A 20,324-nucleotide genomic window follows, 5' to 3' on the forward strand; every position below is an offset into this window, starting at 1 on the left:
GGGCGTCAGAACATGGAAACGGGCGTAACCTGCACTTATGTAAGGGACGGGCGCGATCAAGTCCATCGCGCCCATGCGCCGTAAGGAGATTGTGAAAATGTGGCTGCTTCTGGCCTTTATCGGTATACCGCTTATCGAAATCGCCCTGTTCATCCAGGTCGGCGGCGCGATCGGGCTTGGATACACGCTTCTGATCGTCGTGCTTACGGCAATCCTGGGCACTTGGCTGGTGCGTACGCAGGGCCTGATGGCGCTGGGCGAATTGCAGCGCTCGTTCAAGGAATTGAATGACCCGACAGAACCGCTTGCCCATGGTGCTATGATCCTGTTTTCCGGCGCGCTTCTTCTGACGCCGGGCTTTTTCACCGATGCGGTGGGCTTTGCCCTTCTTGTTCCGGGCATACGCAAGGCCGTATATCGCTGGATTCGCAAACGCGTCACGGTCACTCATTTCACCATGGGCGCACGGCAAACGCACCAGAATCCGCGCCAGCCCGAGGCCGAAAACGACGTCATCGAAGGCGAATATCACGAAGTGGATGCGCCCAAACGCCCCACCCACCGGCCTTCGGGGTGGACCAAGCATTGAGACTGCCCTGACAGCCTGCTAAATCGGTCACAACCGTAACATTCCTTTTAGGAGACGACACATGGCCGAAAACGGGAACGGAGCTGCGGAGCAGCAGGCCCCGCAAATCCAGATGAACGTGCAGAACCAGTTCATTCGGGACCTGTCCTTCGAGAATATCCTCGCCCAGAAGGGCGCCACCGGCGAGGTTCAGCCCGACGTGCGCGTTCAGGTCAACCTCGATGCCCGCAAGCGTGACGCCGAGAACCAGTACGAAGTCGCGATCAAGCTGAACATCGAATCCGTCGACAAGAACAACGCCGATACCAAGCTGTTCCTGATGGAAGTTGACTATGTCGGCCTGTTCATGATCGCCGGCGTGCCCGAAGAACAGCTGCACGCGTTTCTTCTCATCGAATGCCCGCGGCTTCTTTTCCCGTTCCTGCGCCGCGTCGTCTCGGACGTGACGCGCGATGGTGGTTTCCCGCCGCTCAACCTTGAAAACATCGACTTCCTTGCTCTCTACCGGCAAGAGGTTGCGCGCCGCGCCGCCGAGCAGGGCCAGGCGAACCCCAACTGATCGTCAGGACAGCTTTTTCCAAAGCGCGCCGTCGCCCATCGCCTCGACAAAGGCTGCATGGGCGGCGGCTTCTTCTTGCGTGATCCGCGGCGGCAACGGCACATCGCGGCGTTTTGGCCGCCACGCACTCTGAGAGTCGGACTGCGATTTTTCAGAATCCTGCCGCCCGGCACCCAGCGCGAAATCCGGCTGCCGCCCACCGATGAGTTCAAGATAAACCTCGGCAAGGATCTCGCTATCGAGAAGCGCGCCGTGCAGCGTCCGCGCCGAGTTGTCGATATTGAACCGGCGGCACAGCGCATCCAGCGACGCGGGCGAGCCCGGAAATTTTCGCCGTGCAATGGCCAACGTATCCACCGCCTGTTCCCAGGGAAGTTGCGGCAGGTTCAGCCATCCCAGTTCGGCATTCAGGAATTTCATGTCGAACGACGCATTGTGAATCACCAGCTTCGCATCGCCAACGAAATCCAGGAAATCCTGCGCGATCTTTGAAAACACGGGCTTGTCGCGCAGGAACTCCTCGCTCAGCCCGTGCACCTCGAACGCTTCCTGCGGCATGTCGCGCTCGGGATTGATGTATTGATGATAAGTATTGCCGGTGGGAACGTGGTTATACAGTTCCACGCCCCCGATCTCGACGATCCGGTCACCCTGTTCCGGATCAAATCCCGTGGTCTCGGTATCCAGAACGATCTCACGCATCCATCTTCTCCCGAATGTCCTTCAAGATATCCTGCACCTGCTGGCGGGCATGCTCAACCGTGTCGGTGACAATCACGTAATCCGCTTTTTGGCGTTTCTCGGCGTCCGGCACCTGCTTGGCCAGGATCGCTTCGAACTGCGCCTCGCTCATCGTGCCGCGCGCCAGCACCCGGCGCCTCTGCTCCTCGGCATCAATCGAAACCACGGCCACGGCATCCATGCGTTCGTTGCCGCCGGTTTCAAACAGCAGCGGGATGTCGAAAACGATGATGTCCGATTTCGCCGCGGCAACAAATTCGGCCCGGTCCACGGCAACCAGCGGATGCACGATCTGCTCGATCTGTTTCAGCGCATCGGGCTGTTCCGCGATGATCTGTTTCAGAACGTCACGCGAAACCGCACCATCGATGATGGCTACGGGAAACAGGGCGCGCATTGGTTCAACCGCCGCTCCCCCTTCCGTATAAATCCGGTGAACTGCGGCATCCGCATCCCACACGTCGCAGCCCGCCTCGGAAAACAGTTTTGCCGTGGTCGATTTACCCATCCCGATCGAGCCCGTCAGGCCAAGCCGGAATGTCATCGCAGCGCCGCCGCCCGCGTGGCCTTGTCCACCTCCGGCCGCTGGCCGAACCAGCGTTCAAAGGCGGGCACCGCCTGGTGCAGCAACATGCCCAGACCATCGACGGTCACGCATCCCATTTCTCGCGCAACACGCAGCAGCCGGGTTTCCAGCGGATTGTAAACCAGGTCGGTGACAACCGCGTCCTTGCGCAACCCGTCCAGCGGCACACGCAGTTCGGGCTTGCCCAACATGCCCAGCGACGTGGTGTTCACAACCGTCCTGGCATCTTCCAGCATGTTGCCGGCCTTCACCCATTCAACCACGCGAAGGCGGTTGCCAAAATCCTCGGCCAGCTTCTCCGCCCGTACCCGTGTGCGGTTGGAAATCATGATCTCGGGCACGCCCACATCGATCAGCGACGCCACAACCGCGCGCGCCGCGCCGCCGGCACCCAGAACCGCCGCCGGTCCGGCCTTCGGGTTCCAGTTCGGCGCGCCCTGGCGCAGGTTCTCGATGAACCCGTATCCATCGGTGTTGTCGGCATGAATTTTCCCGTCCTTGCGGAAGATCAGCGTGTTCGCGGCGCCGATCAGCGTGGCGCGGTCGGTGATCAGGTCTGCCAGCTCCAGCGCGCGCAGTTTGTGCGGCACGGTGATGTTCACCCCGACAAAGCCCATCTTGGGAAGGGTCTTCAGGACGATTTCCAGGTTTTCGCCGGAGACATCCATCGGAATATAGTGGCCCTTCAGGCCGTAGGTGCGCAGCCAGTACATGTGCAACTGCGGAGATTTCGAATGCGCAATGGGCGATCCGATCACGCCAGCCAGGGGGATACGCTCTGTTGTCATGCTTCAATATCTCCGGTTGTGCTGAGATATGACAAAATTTCCACCAGGGGCAAACCCAGGACGTTGAAATAATCTCCGTCAATGCGGGCAAAGAGCCGCACGCCTTCCTCTTCAAGCTTGTAGCCGCCTACCGCATGGCGGATGCTGTCCCAGTTCCGGGCGATATACCCATCCAGGTACGCGTCCGAGAAATCACGCATCTGCAGGCGCACCTGCCCGATATGGCGCCAGATCGGTTGGCCTTCGTGATAGATCACCGCTGCCGACAAAAGGCTGTGCCGGTCGCCGCGCAACCGTTTCAGCTGCGCGCGGGCATCTTCGGGGTTTTCGGGTTTCGACAGGATCGTACCGCGATGTTCCAGAACCTGATCACACCCGATCACCAGTGCCTCGGGATTCTTGCGACTGATCTTTTCGGCTTTGCCCTCGGCCAGTGCATCGGCAATGTCGCGTGGTGGCGCTCCGTCGGCCAGCATCGCCTTCCTGATCGAATCCTCATCGATTCGCGCCACCGAAACACTGAAAGGCACCCCGGCATTGCGCAGAAGCTGCTGCCGGATCTCGGACCCCGAGGCTAGAATGATCGGTCGTGGCATGTGGACAACCCAGTGGAATTGTTAGCGAAGTGTTAACGGAGCTTTTTTGAAAACTCCAACGCTTCCCTCCCTGCGGGATAATTCCGGGGCTTTCGCGCCTGTCCTTCCATTTTCGTCCCACGTGGAAAAGAACAACGTTCCATTGTGCACTATCTCTTCCGGGCAGGATGTTCTCCCAATGAAATCCACATGGCCGCGGTTCGACGCTATGGTCCGGAAACATCGTGTTTTGCGCCGTCCGTCACTGACAGACCGAAATTTATCTACTGAAATATCCACAAACGGATCCAAACCGTCTCTCCCTGTGGACTGTTCGATAATCCACAGCTTTCGCCGCCCCTACAAAATCATCATCCTTCTTTCTTTTTCTTTTTATTTTATTTGGGCTGGCATCGGGGTCTGTGCGAAACGTCCCGGCGCATCGGCAATCCGCAAGGATTGTTGACTCGGGAAACAGGCAGGCTTATCTAGCGGTCAACCTGCCCGTCCGGGCAAAAGGGTTTTCCAACACCAGACAAGATCGAGCGCCAGGGATTTCTGGCCGATCCAGGATATTTCCATGACAATCGAACGTATCACCCTGTCCGAACTCAAGGCCAAGAGCCCCAAGGAACTCGTCACCATGGCCGAGGAGCTCGAGATCGAGAACGCCTCGACCATGCGAAAGGGCGAGATCATGTTCTCGATCCTGAAAGAGCGGGCCGAGGAAGGCTGGGAAATCTATGGCGATGGTGTGCTCGAAGTGCTGCAGGATGGCTTTGGCTTCCTGCGCTCGCCCGAGGCAAACTATCTTCCGGGCCCCGATGACATCTATGTCTCGCCCGAAACCATCCGCAAATTCTCGCTTCGCACCGGCGACACGATCGACGGTAAACTGGCGCAGCCGCTCGAGAACGAGCGCTACTTTGCCTTGACCGATGTCAGCCAGATCAACTTTGAAGAGCCCGAGAAGGCCCGCCACAAGATCGCTTTCGACAACCTGACGCCGCTCTATCCCGATGAACGGCTGAAGATGGAGATCGAGGATCCGACGATCAAGGACCGCTCGGCACGGATCATCGACCTGGTCGCGCCGATCGGCAAAGGCCAGCGGTCGCTGATCGTGGCGCCGCCGCGCACGGGTAAAACGGTTCTCTTGCAGAACATCGCCCACTCGATCGAGGCGAACCACCCGGAATGCTACCTGATCGTCCTGCTGATCGACGAACGCCCTGAAGAGGTGACGGACATGCAGCGCAGCGTGAAGGGCGAAGTCGTGTCGTCTACCTTCGATGAACCCGCCTCGCGCCACGTGGCCGTGGCCGAGATGGTTATCGAAAAGGCCAAGCGCCTTGTCGAACACAAGCGCGATGTCGTCATCTTGCTCGACTCGATCACGCGTCTGGGCCGCGCCTACAACACCACTGTGCCCAGCTCGGGCAAGGTTCTGACCGGCGGTGTCGACGCCAACGCGCTTCAACGCCCCAAGCGGTTCTTTGGTGCTGCGCGGAACATCGAGGAAGGTGGTTCGCTGACCATCATCGCGACCGCTCTGATCGACACCGGCAGCCGCATGGATGAGGTGATCTTCGAAGAGTTCAAAGGCACTGGCAACAGCGAGATCGTGCTTGACCGCAAGGTGGCCGACAAGCGCGTCTTCCCGGCGATGGACATCCTCAAATCCGGCACCCGGAAAGAGGATCTGCTCGTCGATCCCAAGGACCTGTCCAAGACCTTCGTTCTGCGCCGAATCCTCAACCCGATGGGGACCACGGATGCGATCGAATTCCTCATCGGGAAACTCAAGCAGACCAAGACGAATTCCGAGTTCTTTGACTCTATGAATGGATAAAATCTGTTGTAAATCAACAGGTTAGATGAAATGGACACGATTTTTGCACTGGCGACGGCCCCCGGTAAATCGGGGGTCGCGGTAATCCGCGTTTCCGGGCCGTTGGCCTGGGCGGCGGGCAACAGGCTGGCGGGCGGTCTGCCTGAGCCGCGCCGTGCCGCTTTGCGGGCGCTGACCGGCTCTGATGGTGTCCATCTCGATGAGGCGCTGGTGCTGTGCTTCGCCGCCAAGGCCAGCTTTACCGGCGAAGAGGTGGTCGAGTTCCAGGTGCATGGCTCTACCGCGGTGATCGCGGCGTTGTTGCGAGAGCTTGGCCAGATTGATGGCCTGCGACCGGCAGACCCGGGCGAGTTCACCCGCCGCGCGCTGGAAAACGGTCAGCTCGACCTGGCCCAGGTCGAAGGCCTGGCCGATCTCATTGATGCGGAAACCGAGGCCCAGCGCCGTCAGGCTTTGCGCGTGTTGTCCGGCGATCTGGGAAATCGCGCGGAAACCTGGCGCGCCGATCTGATCCGGGCAGCCGCTCTTCTTGAAGCAACGATTGATTTCGCCGATGAGGACGTGCCGGTGGATGTCACACCCGAGGTCAAGCAGCTTCTGACCAGGACACGAGACAGCCTGCAGCACGAAATCGCGGGCGTTTCCATGGCCGAGCGGATTCGCACGGGCTTCGAGGTAGCTATCCTCGGTGCGCCGAACGTGGGCAAATCGACGCTTCTGAATGCGCTGGCGGGACGCGAGGCCGCGATCACCTCGGAATATGCCGGGACCACGCGCGACGTGATCGAGGTGCGGATGGATCTTGGCGGCTTGGCGGTCACCCTTCTGGACACCGCTGGCCTGCGGGAAACCGAGGATCACGTTGAAAGCATCGGCATCGCCCGAGCGCGTGAACGGGCTGAACAGGCCGACCTGCGCGTTTTCCTGGTCGAGGAAAATGAAAATCCCGGCGTGGCGCCGCGAGAAGGAGACATCGTTCTGCGCGCGAAGGCGGATTTGCTGGACGATAAGACAGGCGCAATCTCGGGCGTCTCGGGCGAAGGCGTGTCCGACCTGGTCGCGCAGATCACCGAAACGCTCTCGGGTCGGGCGGCAAATGCCGGGATCGCGACACGGGAACGGCACAGGCTGTCGATGCAGCGCGCCGTAGAATCCCTAGATGATGCGGCGCGCATGCTTGATCTGGGGCCGGAACATTCCGATATAGCGGCCGAGGAACTGCGCAGCGCGGTGCGCGCGCTTGACGCGCTGGTGGGCCGTGTGGATGTTGAGAACATTCTCGACGAAATTTTCGCCAGCTTCTGCATTGGCAAGTAAGGAGTGTTTCACGTGAAACATGACTTCGATGTTATCGTGGTCGGCGGTGGCCACGCCGGAACAGAGGCCGCGAATGCCGCGGTCCGTATGGGTGCGCGTACCGCGCTTGTCACCTTGCGGCGCTCGGATATCGGGGTGATGTCCTGCAACCCCGCCATTGGCGGGCTGGGCAAAGGCCATCTCGTGCGCGAAATCGATGCGATGGACGGCGTCATGGGCCGCGTGGCGGATCTGGCCGGCATCCAGTTTCGCCTGCTCAACCGGCGCAAAGGCCCGGCAGTGCAAGGCCCCCGCGCACAGGCAGACCGAGCGATTTACCGGCGCGAGATGTTGCGTGAAACCGAAGCGCGCGAAAACCTGACGATCATCGAGGGCGAAACCACCGATTTCCTGATGGACAGCGGCCGGGTGACCGGCGTGCGCCTTGCGGATGACAGCGAATTACATGCGCCGGCGACGATCCTGACCACCGGCACCTTCCTGCGCGGCGTTATCCATATCGGTGATGTCTCCCGCCCCGGTGGGCGTATGGGTGATCGCCCGTCAGTGCGCCTAGCGGAGCGTTTGGACAGCTTCGATTTGCCGCTGGGGCGCCTTAAAACCGGTACTCCACCCCGCCTTGATGGCCGCACGATCAACTGGGACATCCTCGAATCCCAACCCGGTGATGACGTTCCGACGATGTTTTCGTTTATGTCCACGGCGCCTGCGGCGCCGCAGGTGTCGTGCGGAATCACCCATACGAACACGAAAACCCACGAGATCATCGAGAAAAACCTGGCCCGCTCGGCCATGTATGGTGGGCATATCGACGGCATCGGCCCGCGTTACTGCCCCTCGATCGAGGACAAGATCGTTCGGTTTTCCGACAAGCCGTCGCATCAGATCTTTCTTGAGCCGGAAGGCGTGAACGATCACACGGTCTATCCCAACGGCATTTCCACGTCTTTGCCCCAGGATGTGCAGCATGACTACGTGCATTCCATCCGGGGGCTTGAGGAGGCCGTGATCCTGCAGCCGGGTTACGCCATCGAGTATGACTACATCGATCCCCGCGCGCTGGACGCGACGCTGGCGATGAAATCCGTGCCCGGTCTTTACCTCGCCGGCCAGATCAACGGCACGACAGGCTATGAAGAGGCCGCGGCGCAGGGACTTGTTGCGGGCCTCAATGCTGCGCGCGCGGTGCGCGGGGGTGATCCCGTGCTGTTCAGCCGGGCAGACAGCTATATCGGCGTGATGGTCGATGATATCATCACGCGGGGCGTGAGCGAGCCTTATCGCATGTTCACTTCGCGCGCCGAATTCCGCCTGTCGTTGCGGGCTGACAACGCGGATCAGCGTCTGACGCCTCTGGCCATCTCGCTCGGTTGCGTGTCAGCGGATCGTCGCGCGGCCTTTGAAACCAAGGCCGAGGCGCTTGCGAAAGGCCGCGCACTTCTCGAATCGCACAGCTGGACGCCAACGCAGCTCAATGCGCATGGATTTGAAATGAACCAGGACGGCACGCGCCGCAACGGCATGGCTCTTCTGGCCTTTCCTGATGTTGATTTCGACCGCCTCCTGCCGCTTGACCCCGCGTTCGAAGGGATTGCGTCCGAGATTCGTGCCCAGCTCGAGAAAGACGCGCTTTATGCCAACTATATCGAACGGCAGAAACGCGATGTCGAAGCGCTCAAACGCGATGAAGGTCAGGTGATCCCGTCAGATTTCGCCTATGACGGCATCGAAGGTCTTTCCAACGAACTCAAGACCAAGCTCGCGAATGCCCGGCCCGGCAACCTTGCCCAGGCGGGCCGGATCGACGGGATGACCCCGGCCGCACTGGCCTTGCTTCTGGCCAAACTGCGCCAGGCCCGGCGGGAGAAGTCGGCGTGAGTCCGACAGCCGAGAGCCTGGATGTTTCACGTGAAACATTCGAGCGTCTCGCGGCATTTGCAGCGCTTCTCGAAAAATGGAATCCGCGCATCAACCTTGTGGCACGGTCCACGATTTCTACCCTGTGGGAGCGCCATGTCCGCGATTCCCTTCAGGTTTTCCAGCTACTTGACTATCCCGCAGACCACTGGGCCGATCTGGGCAGCGGAGGCGGTTTTCCGGGCCTCGTTGTCGCAATCTGTGCTGCCGAGGCCGGAAACCCGGCCAGGGTAACCCTGGTGGAAAGCGATCAGCGCAAAGCGACCTTCCTGCGCACTGTCCTGCGCGAGCTTTCGATTCCCGGTCAGGTCATTGCCCGAAGAATTGAAACCTTGGACCCTTTGCAGGCCGATATCCTGTCCGCCCGCGCGCTCAGCGATCTTTCCCAGCTTCTAAGCTTTGCGGAACGGCATCTCGCCCCCGGCGGTTCCTGTCTTTTCCCAAAGGGAAAAAACTGGGAATCCGAGGTTCAAACCGCGTGCGAAGCGTGGCAATTCTCGTATGATGCAATTCCAAGCATCACCGAATCCGACGCCGTCATCCTGAAGATCAGAGGACTCGCCCGTGTCTGACCCGACTCGCCCCCCGGGGCCCAAAATCATCGCCGTCGCAAACCAGAAAGGCGGCGTTGGCAAGACCACCACCACGATCAACCTGGGCGCGGCGCTGGCGGAACTTGGTAAGCGCGTTCTCGTCGTCGATCTCGATCCGCAGGGCAACGCCTCCACTGGTCTTGGGGTCGAAGCGGGTGATCGCGATTACACGACCTATGACCTGTTGCTGGACGAGGTCGCACTTGCCGACGTGATCCGCGACACCGACACGAAAAACCTGATGATCGTGCCGGCGACCGTTGATCTCAGTTCGGCAGATATCGAGCTTTTCTCGAATGAAAAGCGCAGTTTTCTTCTGCACGATGCGCTGCGCCAGCCGGCGATGGATGTCTATGATTTCGATTTCATCCTGATCGATTGCCCGCCGTCGCTTAACCTTCTGACGGTCAACGCCATGGTCGCCGCGCATTCCGTGCTGGTGCCCCTGCAAAGCGAATTTTTCGCGCTAGAAGGGCTATCGCAGCTCATGCTCACCCTGCGCGAAGTGCGCCACAGCGCCAATCCCAACCTGCGAATCGAAGGCATTGTTCTCACCATGTATGACGGCCGCAACCGCCTGTCGCAGCAGGTCGAATCAGATGCGCGCGAAAATCTGGGAGAGCTGGTGTTCCAAACCGTCATTCCCCGCAACGTCCGTGTAAGCGAGGCGCCGTCCTTCTCAATGCCGGTGCTGAGTTACGAGCCCGAGTCAAAGGGCGCCCAGGCGTATCGCAATCTTGCGCGGGAACTGCTGGGCAACAACGCGCGCGCCGCGGCATAACAACGGAGGCAGATGATGGCCGAGAAGAAACGAGGTTTGGGGCGCGGACTGTCGGCGCTCATGTCCGATGTCGGCAACGAACCCGCCGAGCGTGAAGGTGGGGAGGCGACACGCCGCGCCGAACGCCATCTGCCGATCGAGCGTATCGTGCCCAACCCCGATCAGCCGCGCCGCAGCTTTGACAAGGACAAGCTTCAGGATCTGGCCGATTCGATCCGTGAAAAGGGCGTGATCCAGCCGCTGATCGTTCGGGTTGATCCTAAAAATAGTAAGCAATATCAAATAGTTGCTGGCGAACGCCGCTGGCGCGCCGCGCAAATCGCGCAATTGCACGAACTTCCCGTTCTCGTGCGCGAATTTGACGATACCGAAGTGCTGGAAATCGCGATCATCGAGAATATCCAGCGTGCCGACCTGAACCCGGTTGAAGAAGCGGCCGGCTATCGCCAGCTAATCGACCGGTTCGGCCACACCCAGGAACAGCTGGCGCAGGCCCTGGGCAAAAGCCGCTCGCACATCGCCAACCAGATGCGTCTTCTCTCGCTGCCGCGTGACGTGCTCGACCTGCTCGAAGCCGACAAGCTCTCGGCAGGCCACGCCCGGGCGCTCATCACCGCCGAAGATCCCTCGGCCCTTGCCGGCATCGTGGTGAAAAAGGGCCTTTCGGTGCGCGAGACCGAACGCTTGGCCAAGCAGGGCACCCAGGGCAAGGGCAAGTCTAAGACCAAGACGACCACACCGGAAAAAGACGCCGATACCGTCGCGCTCGAAGGGGATCTGACGGCGAACCTGGGCATGAAGGTCAGCGTCAATCACGACAAGGGTCAGGAATCCGGCCAGATCGTGATCCGCTACAATTCGCTTGATGACCTGGACGAGCTTTGCCGCAAGCTCACGCTATAGGTTTGGTCGCGACCAGATGAAGATCAGCACTGCCGTCAGCACGACGGCCTGAATGATCAGCACCATCGGCCGCAGCCCAAGAACAAGTGAAATACCGAACACCACCGCAATCGAGATGGTCGAGATGCGTTTCACACGTGGCCGGATTGCGCCGTTCGTCTGCCAGTCAACGATGGCCGGGCCGAACTGCGGATGGCTCAGCAGCCAATTATGCAGCCGCTCCGACGATCGGGCGAAAAAGAACGCGGCCAACAGCATGAACGGCACGGTCGGCACCAGTGGCAGGATGACACCGGCCAACCCCAGCCCCACGCAAATCAGACCCAGGCCCGCCCAAAGGAAACGCATCATTCACCCTGCCAGAAACTCGGTGATCACGGCATTCAACACCATGCGCCCGGCATTTGTCACGCGCATCCTGTGGCCATCGCGCGCGATCATGCCGATGTCTTCCAGATGGGCCAGCGCACGGCGATCAAGTGGTTCGCCCGCAAGACGTTCAAAGCGGCGCATGTCCAGACCCTCAGTCAGGCGCAACCCCATCATCAGGAATTCTTCCGCCTGATCGCGCCGGCTCAGCGCGCGGCGCAGGCTCTCGCCCCCGGTTTCCTCGGCCTGATTCAGCCAAACCTGTGGCGCTAGTGGCGTTTCGGTCGCATAGCGCTGCCCGGAAATCGTCAGCCGCCCATGCGCGCCCGGCCCGATCCCCACATAATCGCCATAGCGCCAGTAGATCAGGTTATGGCGCGATTCCGCGCCGGGTTTGGCGTGATTAGAGACTTCATAGGCCTCAAACCCGGCTTCACCGCAAATTTCCTGCGTTGCCTGGTACATGTCCGCCGCCAGGTCATCATCAGGCAACCCACGCAGTTTGCCGGCATCATACCTGTCACCGAAGGCCGTGCCCGCTTCGATCGTCAATTGATAAAGCGAGAGATGATCGATCGCCAAACTGACCGCTTGGCTCAATTCCGCCTGCCAATCGGCCAGCGACTGGTCTTGCCGTGCATAGATCAGGTCGAAACTCACCCTGTCGAACTGTGACCGCGCTATATCGAATGCGGCCAATGCTTCTTTCACGGTATGCAATCGTCCCAGGCGCTTCAGATCCGCATCGTTCAATGCCTGAAACCCCATCGACACGCGGTTCACCCCCGCGTCGGCATATCCCCGGAACCGTCCGGCCTCAACCGACCCTGGATTCGCTTCAAGCGTGATTTCCAGGTCATTCGCCGCAGGCCAGTGATGCCGGATACGTTCGATCACCGCCGCCACCGTTTCGGGCGCCATCAGGCTGGGCGTGCCACCCCCGAAAAAGACCGAAGTCAGAACCCGCCCCGGCACCTCTTCCGCGTAACGGTCAATCTCATGTAAATAGGCTCTAACCCAGCGCGACTGGTCGATTTCCGCCGCGACATGGCTGTTGAAATCGCAATAGGGGCATTTCGACGTGCAAAACGGCCAATGCACGTAAATGCCAAAGCCGCTCTCTTGCCAATCCTCAGCCAAAACAGCCCTGCACCAGCTGTCGGAAGGCAACGGCGCGGTGGCTCATCCCGTGTTTCTTCTCGGGATCCATCTCGCCAAAGGTTTCGCTTTCCCCGTCCGGCAGGAACACGGGGTCAAAGCCAAACCCGTTCTCGCCGCGCATCGGCCAGACGATCTGCCCTTCCACGCGACCTTCAAAGATTTCGTCATGCCCATCCGGCCAGGCCAGGCACAGCGTGCAATTGAACGCCGCTTTGCGCGGGCTCGGCGCGTTTTTCTCTTCCAGCAGGCGCCAGACCTTTTCCATCGCCATCGGAAAATCCCGCCCCTCCGGCGTTTCGGCCCAGTCGGCGGTGTAAACGCCGGGCGCGCCGTCCAGCGCATCCACCATGATCCCGCTGTCATCCGAAAGCGCCGGCAGCCCTGTCGCTTTGGCCGCGAAATGCGCCTTGATCCGCGCGTTACCGGCGAAGGTGTCTTCGGTTTCTTCAGGCTCTTCCAGCCCGTGATCCGCGGCCGAGCTGACCGTTACGCCAAAGGGTTCAAGCAGCTCGGCAATCTCGCGCAACTTGCCCTTGTTGTGCGTTGCAATAACCAGCTCCCTGCCATCGAACTTACGCACTCGCCGCCGCCTTCTGCAATTCAGCCAGCTCTTTCACGCCCTTGTCGGCCAAGGCCATCAATTCGTCCATCTGCTCGCGCGAAAAGGTCGACCCCTCGGCACTCATCTGCACCTCGATCAACCGACCAGAGCCCAGCATGACGAAATTCCCGTCAACGCCGGCTTCGCTATCTTCGGGGTAATCCAGGTCCAGCACCGGCTGGCCCGCGTAAATACCACAACTGACGGCGGCAACCGGATCGACCAGCGGATCGCTGACCACATCGCCGGTCTTGAGCAGCTTGTTCACCGCCAGCCGCAGCGCAACCCATCCCCCGGTGATCGAGGCACAACGTGTCCCACCGTCTGCCTGGATCACGTCGCAATCCACCGTGATCTGCCGTTCGCCCAGGGCAACCCGGTCAACGCCCGCGCGCAGGGACCGCCCGATCAGCCGCTGAATTTCAACCGTGCGGCCACCCTGTTTGCCCGCAGCGGCCTCGCGCCGCATCCGCGACGTGGTCGAACGCGGCAACATCCCGTATTCCGCCGTCACCCAGCCGAGGCCCGAGCCCTTGATAAAGGGCGGAACCCGGTCTTCGATTGTCGCCGTGCACAGAACATGAGTATCGCCCATCCGGATCATGCAGGACCCTTCGGCATGTTTCGTTACCCCGGTTTCGATTGAAACCGGCCGCATTTCACTTAAATCTCTACCCGAAGGTCGCATCGTCTGATCCTTTTCGCCTTATGGCTCCGGGATACAGGCGGCCTGCAGCCAAGTGCAACCCCGATTGACCTTTGGGCAAGACGCTTCTTAAATGTCCGACGCTTGGTCGGATTGGATCTATGAAAGACAGCAGTAAGCTTCTGGAAGAACTCAACGACCGCTCGCGCGAAGTTTTTCGCCGCGTGGTCGAATCCTATCTTGAAACCGGCGATCCTGTCGGCTCGCGCACGCTGACCCGCACGATGAGCGAAAAGGTCAGCGCGGCAACTGTCCGCAATGTCATGCAGGACCTCGAATTCCTGGGCCTGCTCGACAGCCCGCACGTCTCCGCCGGCCGTGTCCCCACACAGGCGGGGCTGCGCATGTTTGTCGATGGCTTGCTCGAAGTGGGCGACCTGATGAATGACGACCGCCAGAAGATCGACGAAACAATGGGGTCGAACTCGGGCGACGTGAATACCATGCTCGATCGAATCGGCTCGGCCCTCTCCGGCGTTACGCGGGGCGCGTCGCTCGTCCTTGCTCCGAAGAGCGAAGCGCCGATCCGCCATATCGAGTTTGTCTCGCTCGCGCAGGATCGTGCCCTTGTCGTGCTGGTTTTTGCCGACGGCCACGTCGAAAACCGCATCTTCACGCCGCCGCCCGGCCTCACGCCCAGCGCCATGCGCGAGGCGGCCAATTTTCTCAACGCCATCGTTGAGGGCAAAACGCTGTCGGAGCTCAACACCGTCATGCGCAAGGAAGTCGATGCCCGCCGGCGCGAAATCGACACGCTGGCGCAGGATCTGGTCGAAAGCGGCCTTGCCGTGTGGGAAGGACAGGGGGAAAACCACGAACGCCTGATTGTTCGCGGCCGGTCGAATCTCCTGTCCGGCAGCGACGAAGAAGAGGGCCTAGACCGTATTCGCGAACTCTTCGATGATCTCGAACGCAAGCGCGACATCGCCGAATTCCTCGAACTCGCCGAGGATGGCGAGGGCGTGCGCATTTTTATCGGCTCCGAGAACAAACTTTTCTCACTTTCGGGTTCCTCTTTGGTCGTGTCTCCTTATATGAACGCTGATCGAAAGATTATCGGCGCCGTCGGCGTGATCGGCCCGACCCGGCTGAACTACGGGCGGATCGTTCCGATCGTCGATTACACGGCCCAGTTGGTCGGACGGCTGATTTCCGACCGAAATTGAAGGTAGGAAGACGAATGGCAGACCCCAAGGAAGAAGACTTTCTCGACGACATTGCAGCCGCCGAAGCCGAAGAGCTGGCCGAGGAAATCGCCGAGATCGACGCCGCCGAGGCCGAGCTGGACGCGCTGCGGGCCGAGCGTGACGAATTCAAGGACAAGTTCATGCGCGCCTTGGCCGATGCCGAAAACGCGCGCAAGCGTGGTGACAAGATGCGCCGCGACGCCGAACAATATGGCGGCTCCAAGCTAGCCCGCGACATGCTGCCGGTCTATGACAACATGAAACGCGCGCTCGAAGCGGCGACCGACGAACAGCGCGACGTGTCCGCCGCCCTTATCGAAGGGGTCGAGCTGACCATGCGCGAGTTGCTCAACGTGTTTTCCAGGCACGGCATCACCATCATCGCGCCCGAGGTCGGTGAAAAGTTCGATCCCAATCACCACGAAGCCATGTTCGAAGCCCCGGTCCCCGGCACCACCGCCGGCGACATCATTCAGGTTTCGGCCGAGGGTTTCATGCTGCATGATCGCCTGCTGCGGCCGGCGCAGGTCGGCGTGTCGTCCACCCCCAAAGGCTAACGCGCGATTCGGGGCCGGCCCGTCGCTTCGACGGTGATTTCGGCCTCGATGAACACCTCTCGCGCCTCGACCTGGCTGCGCCGGATGTCCCGTGCCGTGCGCAGGTGAATATCCTCGGCGCCGGCGGCTTCCGCCGCCGCGCGCGCTCGGCTCATCAGGTCAGATTCCAGAGCTGCCATCGCTGCTTCGGCCGCGGCGAAATCCTGCGGCCCGTCTTCGCCATGCATGCGGAACCGCCCTTCGCTGGGCGCGGTCACCATGCCGGTGCGCCGCATCGTTACGCGGCCAACCACGGCCCCGATGGCATTGGCCACGCCACCATGCTCCGGCAGGACCATTTCACAGCCCAGCCGTTCGCCCACCGCCGGATAATATGTCCGGGCCGAGGCTCCCAGCCCGACAACCGGCAGGTTCAACCCCGCATCCAGCCGTACCAACCCCCGATGATGGCTCAGCCCCATCTGCATCAGCACATGCCGGGCCATGTCCCCGGGCGCGGCGTCAAACGCGCTGTCCTCGGCAAAAGCAGTCTCTAACAAGGCTAAACTCGTCTGCTCGGTCATCTGGTCCACGATCATTCGGGCCATGTTCTCGGCATCGCGCGCCAGTGGCTCACCGGCACCGGTGCGTTTGCGGGCCAGCAACCCCAGCGCCAGCTTGGCCGCTCGCGTGTCCCAGGCATCGAGCCGCCCCAGCACATGGCAGGCATCGGATGGCGTGACCGCCGACATCTGAACAATTCCGCGATCCCACAGACGCCTTAGCGATTGCCGTTCGATCCGGGTGCGAAGCACGTGCGCCACGCACTGCACGCCCTCAATGCGGGCCAGAACCTCTTCGTCTCGCGCGGTCAGCCCGTCGCTGTCCGTTCCGGGGACGCGGCGCACGAACCTGCCGTCGAACTCGCCCGGCATCGTGCTGTGGTCCTGGTTTTCCAGAACCGGCAACACGCTTTCCGGCGCTTCATGCGCCAGCAGGCTGATCGGCACCACGCGGCGTGGCCCAAGCGTCACGCCACCGTCAAGGCCCTCGCTTCTGACATGCACCTCGCTGTCGCCGCCCAGGCCGGTGGTGTGCATCGCCACCGCCTCGACCATGGTGCGAAACCCACCAACGCGTGCGCCATCCGGGTCGATGGCCGGCTGCCCGTTGCGCAACAGCGCGATGTCGGTCGTCGTGCCGCCGATATCCGAAACCAGCGCATCCTGTGCCCCGGTCAGCCACCCGGCCCCCACGATCGACGCGGCCGGGCCGCTCAGGATCGTCTCGATCGGTTTCTCACGCGCCATGTCCGCGGAAATCAGCGCCCCGTCTCCCCGCACCACCATCAATGGCGCGTCAATACCCAGATCGTTCAGCCGCTCCTCGGCCCGGCCAATCAGCCGCGCGATCATCCCGATCAGCCGCGCGTTCAGCACCGCTGTCAGCGCCCGTTTCGGCCCGTTCAGCCGCGCCGACAGGTGGTGCGAACAGGACACCGGCTTGCTGGTTGTTTCACGAATTGCCGCGGCAACCGCGTTTTCGTGCGCCGGATTGCGGGTGGCGAACTGCGCCGCCACGGCAAATCCTGAAACGCCCGAAACAGTCTCTAACCAGGCCGAAAGCGCGTCCAGATCCACCGCTTCGCGTTCCTGTCCGGCATGGTCATGCCCGCCCGCCAGGATCAGCACCGGATCGCCCTTCAACGCATCGCGTAGTCCATGCTTGTCCAGGTCGCGTTCGGCAAAGCCCACGTAAACCAGCGCCACTCGCCCACCCTGGCCCTCAACGAGCGCATTCGTGGCCAGCGTGGTCGACAGCGCCGCCATGCCGATTTCTCCGGGCGCGGCACCCGATGCGGCCAGAACTTCGGCCACCGCTTGCCCAATCCCCTCGGCGAGGTCATGCCGCGTGGTCAGTGCCTTGGCGGTGGCGACCACGTCTTTCTCGTCCCGGATCAGAACGGCATCGGTATAGGTACCGCCCGTATCCACCCCCAGAAGCAGGCTCATCCCCGCAATCTCCCCACTGCCCAGCGCGCCGCATCCGCGACCACCGGATCGTCATCCTCGACAAGGGCTTCTGCCACGGGGATCAGCGCCAGGTCCTGCGAATTACCGACAGCGTACAGCACGTTTCTGACAAACCTTCCCCGCCCGATCCGCTTGATCGGCGATCCGCTGAATTTCTCGCGAAACGCCGCATCGTCCAACGCGGCCAGCTCCGCCAGCGGCGGTGCGATCAGGTCGGCGCGGCTGTGATACTTGATCTCCTGCGCAGCGGTTGCAAACTTGTTCCAGGGGCAGGCGGCCAGGCAGAGGTCGCACCCGTAGATCCAGTTGCCCATCAACGGGCGCAGATCTTCATCGACCGGGCCCTTGTGCTCGATCGTCAGGTAGGAAATGCACCGCCGCGCGTCGATCCGGTAGGGTGCGGGAAAGGCCCCTGTCGGGCAGGCGTCCAGGCAGGCCCGGCAACTGCCGCAATGGTCGACCTCCGGTGTGTCGGGCTCCAGTTCCAGCGTGGTGAACACCGAGCCAAGGAAAAACCAGCTCCCCAGCTCCCGGCTCACCAGGTTCGTGTGCTTGCCCTGCCAGCCGATCCCGGCGGCCTGGCCCAGCGGCTTTTCCGGCACCGGCGCAGTGTCGACAAACACCTTCACCTCGCCCCCGGCCTCCGCAATCAGCCACCGCGCCAGCCGTTTCAGCCGTTTCTTGACCACGTCGTGATAATCGCGATTGCGCGCATAAACCGAGACTGATCCAGCCGAATCCGGCACATCCGCTACCATCTCCGGTCCGTAATTCTCGGCTAGCATGATCACTGACCTGGCCTCTGGCCAAAGCGCCGCCGGATCGCCGCGCCAATGCACGCGATCGGCCAGCCAGCCCATCGTGCCGTGATAACCCTCGGCCAGAAAACCCCGCAGATCGTCCATCACCTGCGGCACATCCCACGGCCGGCACACCCGCGCCATCGCAAACCCCTCGGCCTGGGCCTGTGCCACCAGCCGGGATTTCAGGTCATCGTCCATGCTTCATCTTGCCGGAAATACTCTGGGGGTATGGGGGCAACGCCCCCATTCAGAAGTCCAGGTCGGCGTAATGCGCCGGCGGCGGAAAGCCGGGCACCTGGTCCGCCAGGATGCCGCGAAAGGCCGGGCGCGACTTGATCTTCGCGTACCAGTCCTTGACCACCTCGCTGCGGTTCCAGTCGACATCCGAGATATAGTCGAGCGCGCTCAGATGCGCCGCCGCCGCGAAATCGGCCAGCGTCATGGCGTCGCCTGCCAGCCAGCGCCGTTGATCCAGCAGCCACGCCATGTAATCCAGGTGATACTTGATCCTCTGCGCGCCCGTCTTCACGTTTTTCGAATCCGGGTATCCCTGCTGCATCACCTTCTTGTTCACCCGCTCGTAGACCAGTTTCGATGTCACCTCCTGGTGAAACTTGTCATCGAACCATCCCACCAGCCGGCGCACCTCGAAGCGTCCGACCGGATCCTTCGGCATCAGCGGCGTCTCGGGATAGGCCTCCTCCAGGTATTCGCAGATCGCGGCGCTTTCCGACAGGGTCATGCCGTCGATCTTCAGAACCGGCACCTTGCCCGCCGGATTGCGCCGCATGAAATCGGCGTTCTGCTCCCAATAGCGCTCCTCGATCAGCTCGCATTCGATCTTCTTCTCGGCAAGGCTCAACCGGACCTTGCGGCAGAAGGGGGAAAGCGGAACGTGATAAAGCGTGGCCATGGATCAATCGGGTCTTTCGGATAACCTGTTCCTCAATGCCGCTTTGCCGCGGGATTTTCAATCCTCGAAACAGCGCGCGCGCCCATCCCGGCGGATTGTTTCCGCCCCGTCCAGGATCGCCGCCGCCCGTCGCGCCACCAGCCGCGACGGTTTCGAGGCCGATCTGCCCTTGGGGGCGGGCAGCACCGCGGCCAGCCGCGCCGCCTGCAACGGGCTCAGCTGCGCCGGCGTGACGCCAAAGTAATGCTGGGCCGCCGCGTCGATACCGAACACGCCCTCGTCGAACTCGGCCACGTTCAGATACACCTCGATGATCCGGCGCTTCGACCACAGCATTTCAACCAGCGGCGTCATCACCGCCTCAAGCGCCTTGCGCAGCCAGTTGCGTCCCTGCCAAAGGTAGACGTTCTTCACCACCTGCTGACTGATCGTCGATGCCCCGCGCCCCGATCCCTCTTCCAGCGCGGCGCGGATCGCCTCCACGTCGAACCCCCAGTGCAGGCAGAAATTCGCGTCTTCCGCCGCCACGACGGACCGCGCCATCACCGGCGCGATATCCTCCAGCGGCACCCAGATATGATCGATTCCACCCAGCCGCCGCGCCTCGGATTTCATGTAAAACGTGTCGCCCGGATTGAACGTGGAATGGGCGCCGATCACGCCCAGGATAACCACGACAACGATCACAACCAGCCGGAACAGCCATTTCCTCAGCCAGCGATAGGGCGTAAGCCCCCGCTCGACCAAATTCGTTTTGCTGCTGGCTTTTGCCTGCTTTTTCGTCGGTTTCTTTGCCACGACACAGCTATATGCA

The 20,324-nt window shown here is 61.5% G+C and carries 22 protein-coding genes; 10 read left to right on the forward strand and 12 right to left on the reverse strand.

The annotated features are described in order from the left end of the window. Positions 1–97: 97 nt before the first annotated feature. Positions 98–589 carry an FxsA family protein gene (locus E0501_RS08405; RefSeq protein WP_137700943.1) on the forward strand — a complete coding sequence of 164 codons (492 nt, stop codon included), beginning with the start codon at positions 98–100 and terminating at the stop codon, positions 587–589. A 61-nt stretch (positions 590–650) separates the two neighbouring features. Further along, complete coding sequence (gene secB, locus E0501_RS08410; protein WP_137700944.1) at positions 651–1,148, forward strand: protein-export chaperone SecB; 498 nt, start codon at positions 651–653, stop codon at positions 1,146–1,148. A 3-nt stretch (positions 1,149–1,151) separates the two neighbouring features. On the opposite strand, the gene dnaQ is transcribed toward secB, so the two are convergent. The 4 genes from dnaQ to E0501_RS08430 are packed head-to-tail and all read right to left on the reverse strand — an operon-like array spanning position 1,152 to position 3,859. Then, entirely contained in the window at positions 1,152–1,850 is a 699-nt protein-coding gene (gene dnaQ, locus E0501_RS08415) for a DNA polymerase III subunit epsilon (protein ID WP_137700945.1), read from the reverse strand. Continuing rightward, a complete protein-coding gene (gene coaE, locus E0501_RS08420) occupies positions 1,843–2,433 on the reverse strand; it encodes a dephospho-CoA kinase (RefSeq protein ID WP_137700946.1) in 591 nt (196 codons plus the stop codon). Before coaE ends, dnaQ begins: the two co-directional genes overlap by 8 nt. Then, positions 2,430–3,263, reverse strand: a complete 834-nt coding sequence (locus E0501_RS08425; RefSeq protein WP_137700947.1) for a shikimate dehydrogenase — start codon at positions 3,261–3,263, stop codon at positions 2,430–2,432. Before E0501_RS08425 ends, coaE begins: the two co-directional genes overlap by 4 nt. After that, positions 3,260–3,859 carry a Maf family protein gene (locus tag E0501_RS08430; RefSeq protein ID WP_137700948.1) on the reverse strand — a complete coding sequence of 200 codons (600 nt, stop codon included), beginning with the start codon at positions 3,857–3,859 and terminating at the stop codon, positions 3,260–3,262. The genes E0501_RS08425 and E0501_RS08430 overlap by 4 nt, the downstream gene beginning before the upstream one ends. Before the next feature lie 559 nt (positions 3,860–4,418). Here E0501_RS08430 and rho point away from each other — a divergent pair. Genes rho through E0501_RS08460 form a run of 6 tightly spaced genes read left to right on the forward strand, consistent with a single transcriptional unit; the run spans position 4,419 to position 11,201 of the window. Then, complete coding sequence (rho, locus tag E0501_RS08435) at positions 4,419–5,690, forward strand: transcription termination factor Rho (RefSeq protein WP_137700949.1); 1,272 nt, start codon at positions 4,419–4,421, stop codon at positions 5,688–5,690. Positions 5,691–5,720: 30 nt separating this feature from the next. Beyond that, positions 5,721–7,007: a tRNA uridine-5-carboxymethylaminomethyl(34) synthesis GTPase MnmE gene (gene mnmE / locus E0501_RS08440; protein ID WP_137700950.1), complete on the forward strand. Its 1,287-nt coding sequence runs from the start codon at positions 5,721–5,723 to the stop codon at positions 7,005–7,007. A gap of 3 nt (positions 7,008–7,010) precedes the next feature. Next, positions 7,011–8,885: a tRNA uridine-5-carboxymethylaminomethyl(34) synthesis enzyme MnmG gene (mnmG, locus tag E0501_RS08445; protein ID WP_137700951.1), complete on the forward strand. Its 1,875-nt coding sequence runs from the start codon at positions 7,011–7,013 to the stop codon at positions 8,883–8,885. Then, on the forward strand, positions 8,882–9,496 hold the full coding sequence (rsmG, locus tag E0501_RS08450; RefSeq protein WP_137700952.1) for a 16S rRNA (guanine(527)-N(7))-methyltransferase RsmG: 615 nt from the start codon (positions 8,882–8,884) through the stop codon (positions 9,494–9,496). The genes mnmG and rsmG overlap by 4 nt, the downstream gene beginning before the upstream one ends. Further along, positions 9,489–10,298 carry a ParA family protein gene (locus E0501_RS08455; protein WP_137700953.1) on the forward strand — a complete coding sequence of 270 codons (810 nt, stop codon included), beginning with the start codon at positions 9,489–9,491 and terminating at the stop codon, positions 10,296–10,298. Before rsmG ends, E0501_RS08455 begins: the two co-directional genes overlap by 8 nt. A 12-nt stretch (positions 10,299–10,310) precedes the next feature. Continuing rightward, positions 10,311–11,201, forward strand: a complete 891-nt coding sequence (locus tag E0501_RS08460) for a ParB/RepB/Spo0J family partition protein (protein ID WP_407943406.1) — start codon at positions 10,311–10,313, stop codon at positions 11,199–11,201. Here E0501_RS08460 and E0501_RS08465 read toward each other — a convergent pair. From E0501_RS08465 to rph, 4 genes are read right to left on the reverse strand one after another with little or no spacing between them, the layout of a single operon-like run. Then, a complete protein-coding gene (locus tag E0501_RS08465; protein ID WP_137700955.1) occupies positions 11,196–11,549 on the reverse strand; it encodes a YbaN family protein in 354 nt (117 codons plus the stop codon). The genes E0501_RS08460 and E0501_RS08465 overlap by 6 nt on opposite strands. A gap of 3 nt (positions 11,550–11,552) precedes the next feature. Continuing rightward, positions 11,553–12,710 (reverse strand): radical SAM family heme chaperone HemW, encoded by a 1,158-nt coding sequence (gene hemW, locus E0501_RS08470; protein ID WP_137700956.1) that lies wholly within the window; start codon positions 12,708–12,710, stop codon positions 11,553–11,555. Beyond that, positions 12,703–13,311: an RdgB/HAM1 family non-canonical purine NTP pyrophosphatase gene (rdgB, locus tag E0501_RS08475; protein ID WP_137700957.1), complete on the reverse strand. Its 609-nt coding sequence runs from the start codon at positions 13,309–13,311 to the stop codon at positions 12,703–12,705. Before rdgB ends, hemW begins: the two co-directional genes overlap by 8 nt. After that, positions 13,304–14,020 (reverse strand): ribonuclease PH, encoded by a 717-nt coding sequence (gene rph / locus E0501_RS08480; RefSeq protein ID WP_137700958.1) that lies wholly within the window; start codon positions 14,018–14,020, stop codon positions 13,304–13,306. Before rph ends, rdgB begins: the two co-directional genes overlap by 8 nt. Before the next feature lie 119 nt (positions 14,021–14,139). Between rph and hrcA the strand changes: the two genes are divergently transcribed. Continuing rightward, the gene (hrcA, locus tag E0501_RS08485; RefSeq protein WP_137700959.1) at positions 14,140–15,204 is read left to right on the forward strand and encodes a heat-inducible transcriptional repressor HrcA; all 1,065 of its coding nucleotides are present in this window, start codon (positions 14,140–14,142) and stop codon (positions 15,202–15,204) included. 14 nt (positions 15,205–15,218) lie between these two features. Next, complete coding sequence (locus tag E0501_RS08490) at positions 15,219–15,782, forward strand: nucleotide exchange factor GrpE (protein ID WP_137700960.1); 564 nt, start codon at positions 15,219–15,221, stop codon at positions 15,780–15,782. On the opposite strand, the gene E0501_RS08495 is transcribed toward E0501_RS08490, so the two are convergent. Genes E0501_RS08495 through mtgA form a run of 4 tightly spaced genes read right to left on the reverse strand, consistent with a single transcriptional unit; the run spans position 15,779 to position 20,308 of the window. Beyond that, on the reverse strand, positions 15,779–17,773 hold the full coding sequence (locus E0501_RS08495; protein WP_137700961.1) for a hydantoinase/oxoprolinase N-terminal domain-containing protein: 1,995 nt from the start codon (positions 17,771–17,773) through the stop codon (positions 15,779–15,781). The two genes, E0501_RS08490 and E0501_RS08495, sit on opposite strands and share 4 nt — an antisense overlap. Then, positions 17,770–18,795, reverse strand: coding sequence for a tRNA epoxyqueuosine(34) reductase QueG (gene queG, locus E0501_RS08500; RefSeq protein WP_137700962.1), 1,026 nt, complete (start codon positions 18,793–18,795; stop codon positions 17,770–17,772). The genes E0501_RS08495 and queG overlap by 4 nt, the downstream gene beginning before the upstream one ends. A gap of 49 nt (positions 18,796–18,844) precedes the next feature. Next, a complete protein-coding gene (gene fzlA, locus E0501_RS08505; protein WP_137700963.1) occupies positions 18,845–19,510 on the reverse strand; it encodes an FtsZ-binding protein FzlA in 666 nt (221 codons plus the stop codon). Positions 19,511–19,567: 57 nt separating this feature from the next. Then, a complete protein-coding gene (mtgA, locus tag E0501_RS08510) occupies positions 19,568–20,308 on the reverse strand; it encodes a monofunctional biosynthetic peptidoglycan transglycosylase (protein WP_137700964.1) in 741 nt (246 codons plus the stop codon). Positions 20,309–20,324 lie beyond the last annotated feature (16 nt).

This window comes from Marimonas lutisalis, assembly GCF_005434965.1.
Lineage (GTDB): Bacteria > Pseudomonadota > Alphaproteobacteria > Rhodobacterales > Rhodobacteraceae > Marimonas_A > Marimonas_A lutisalis.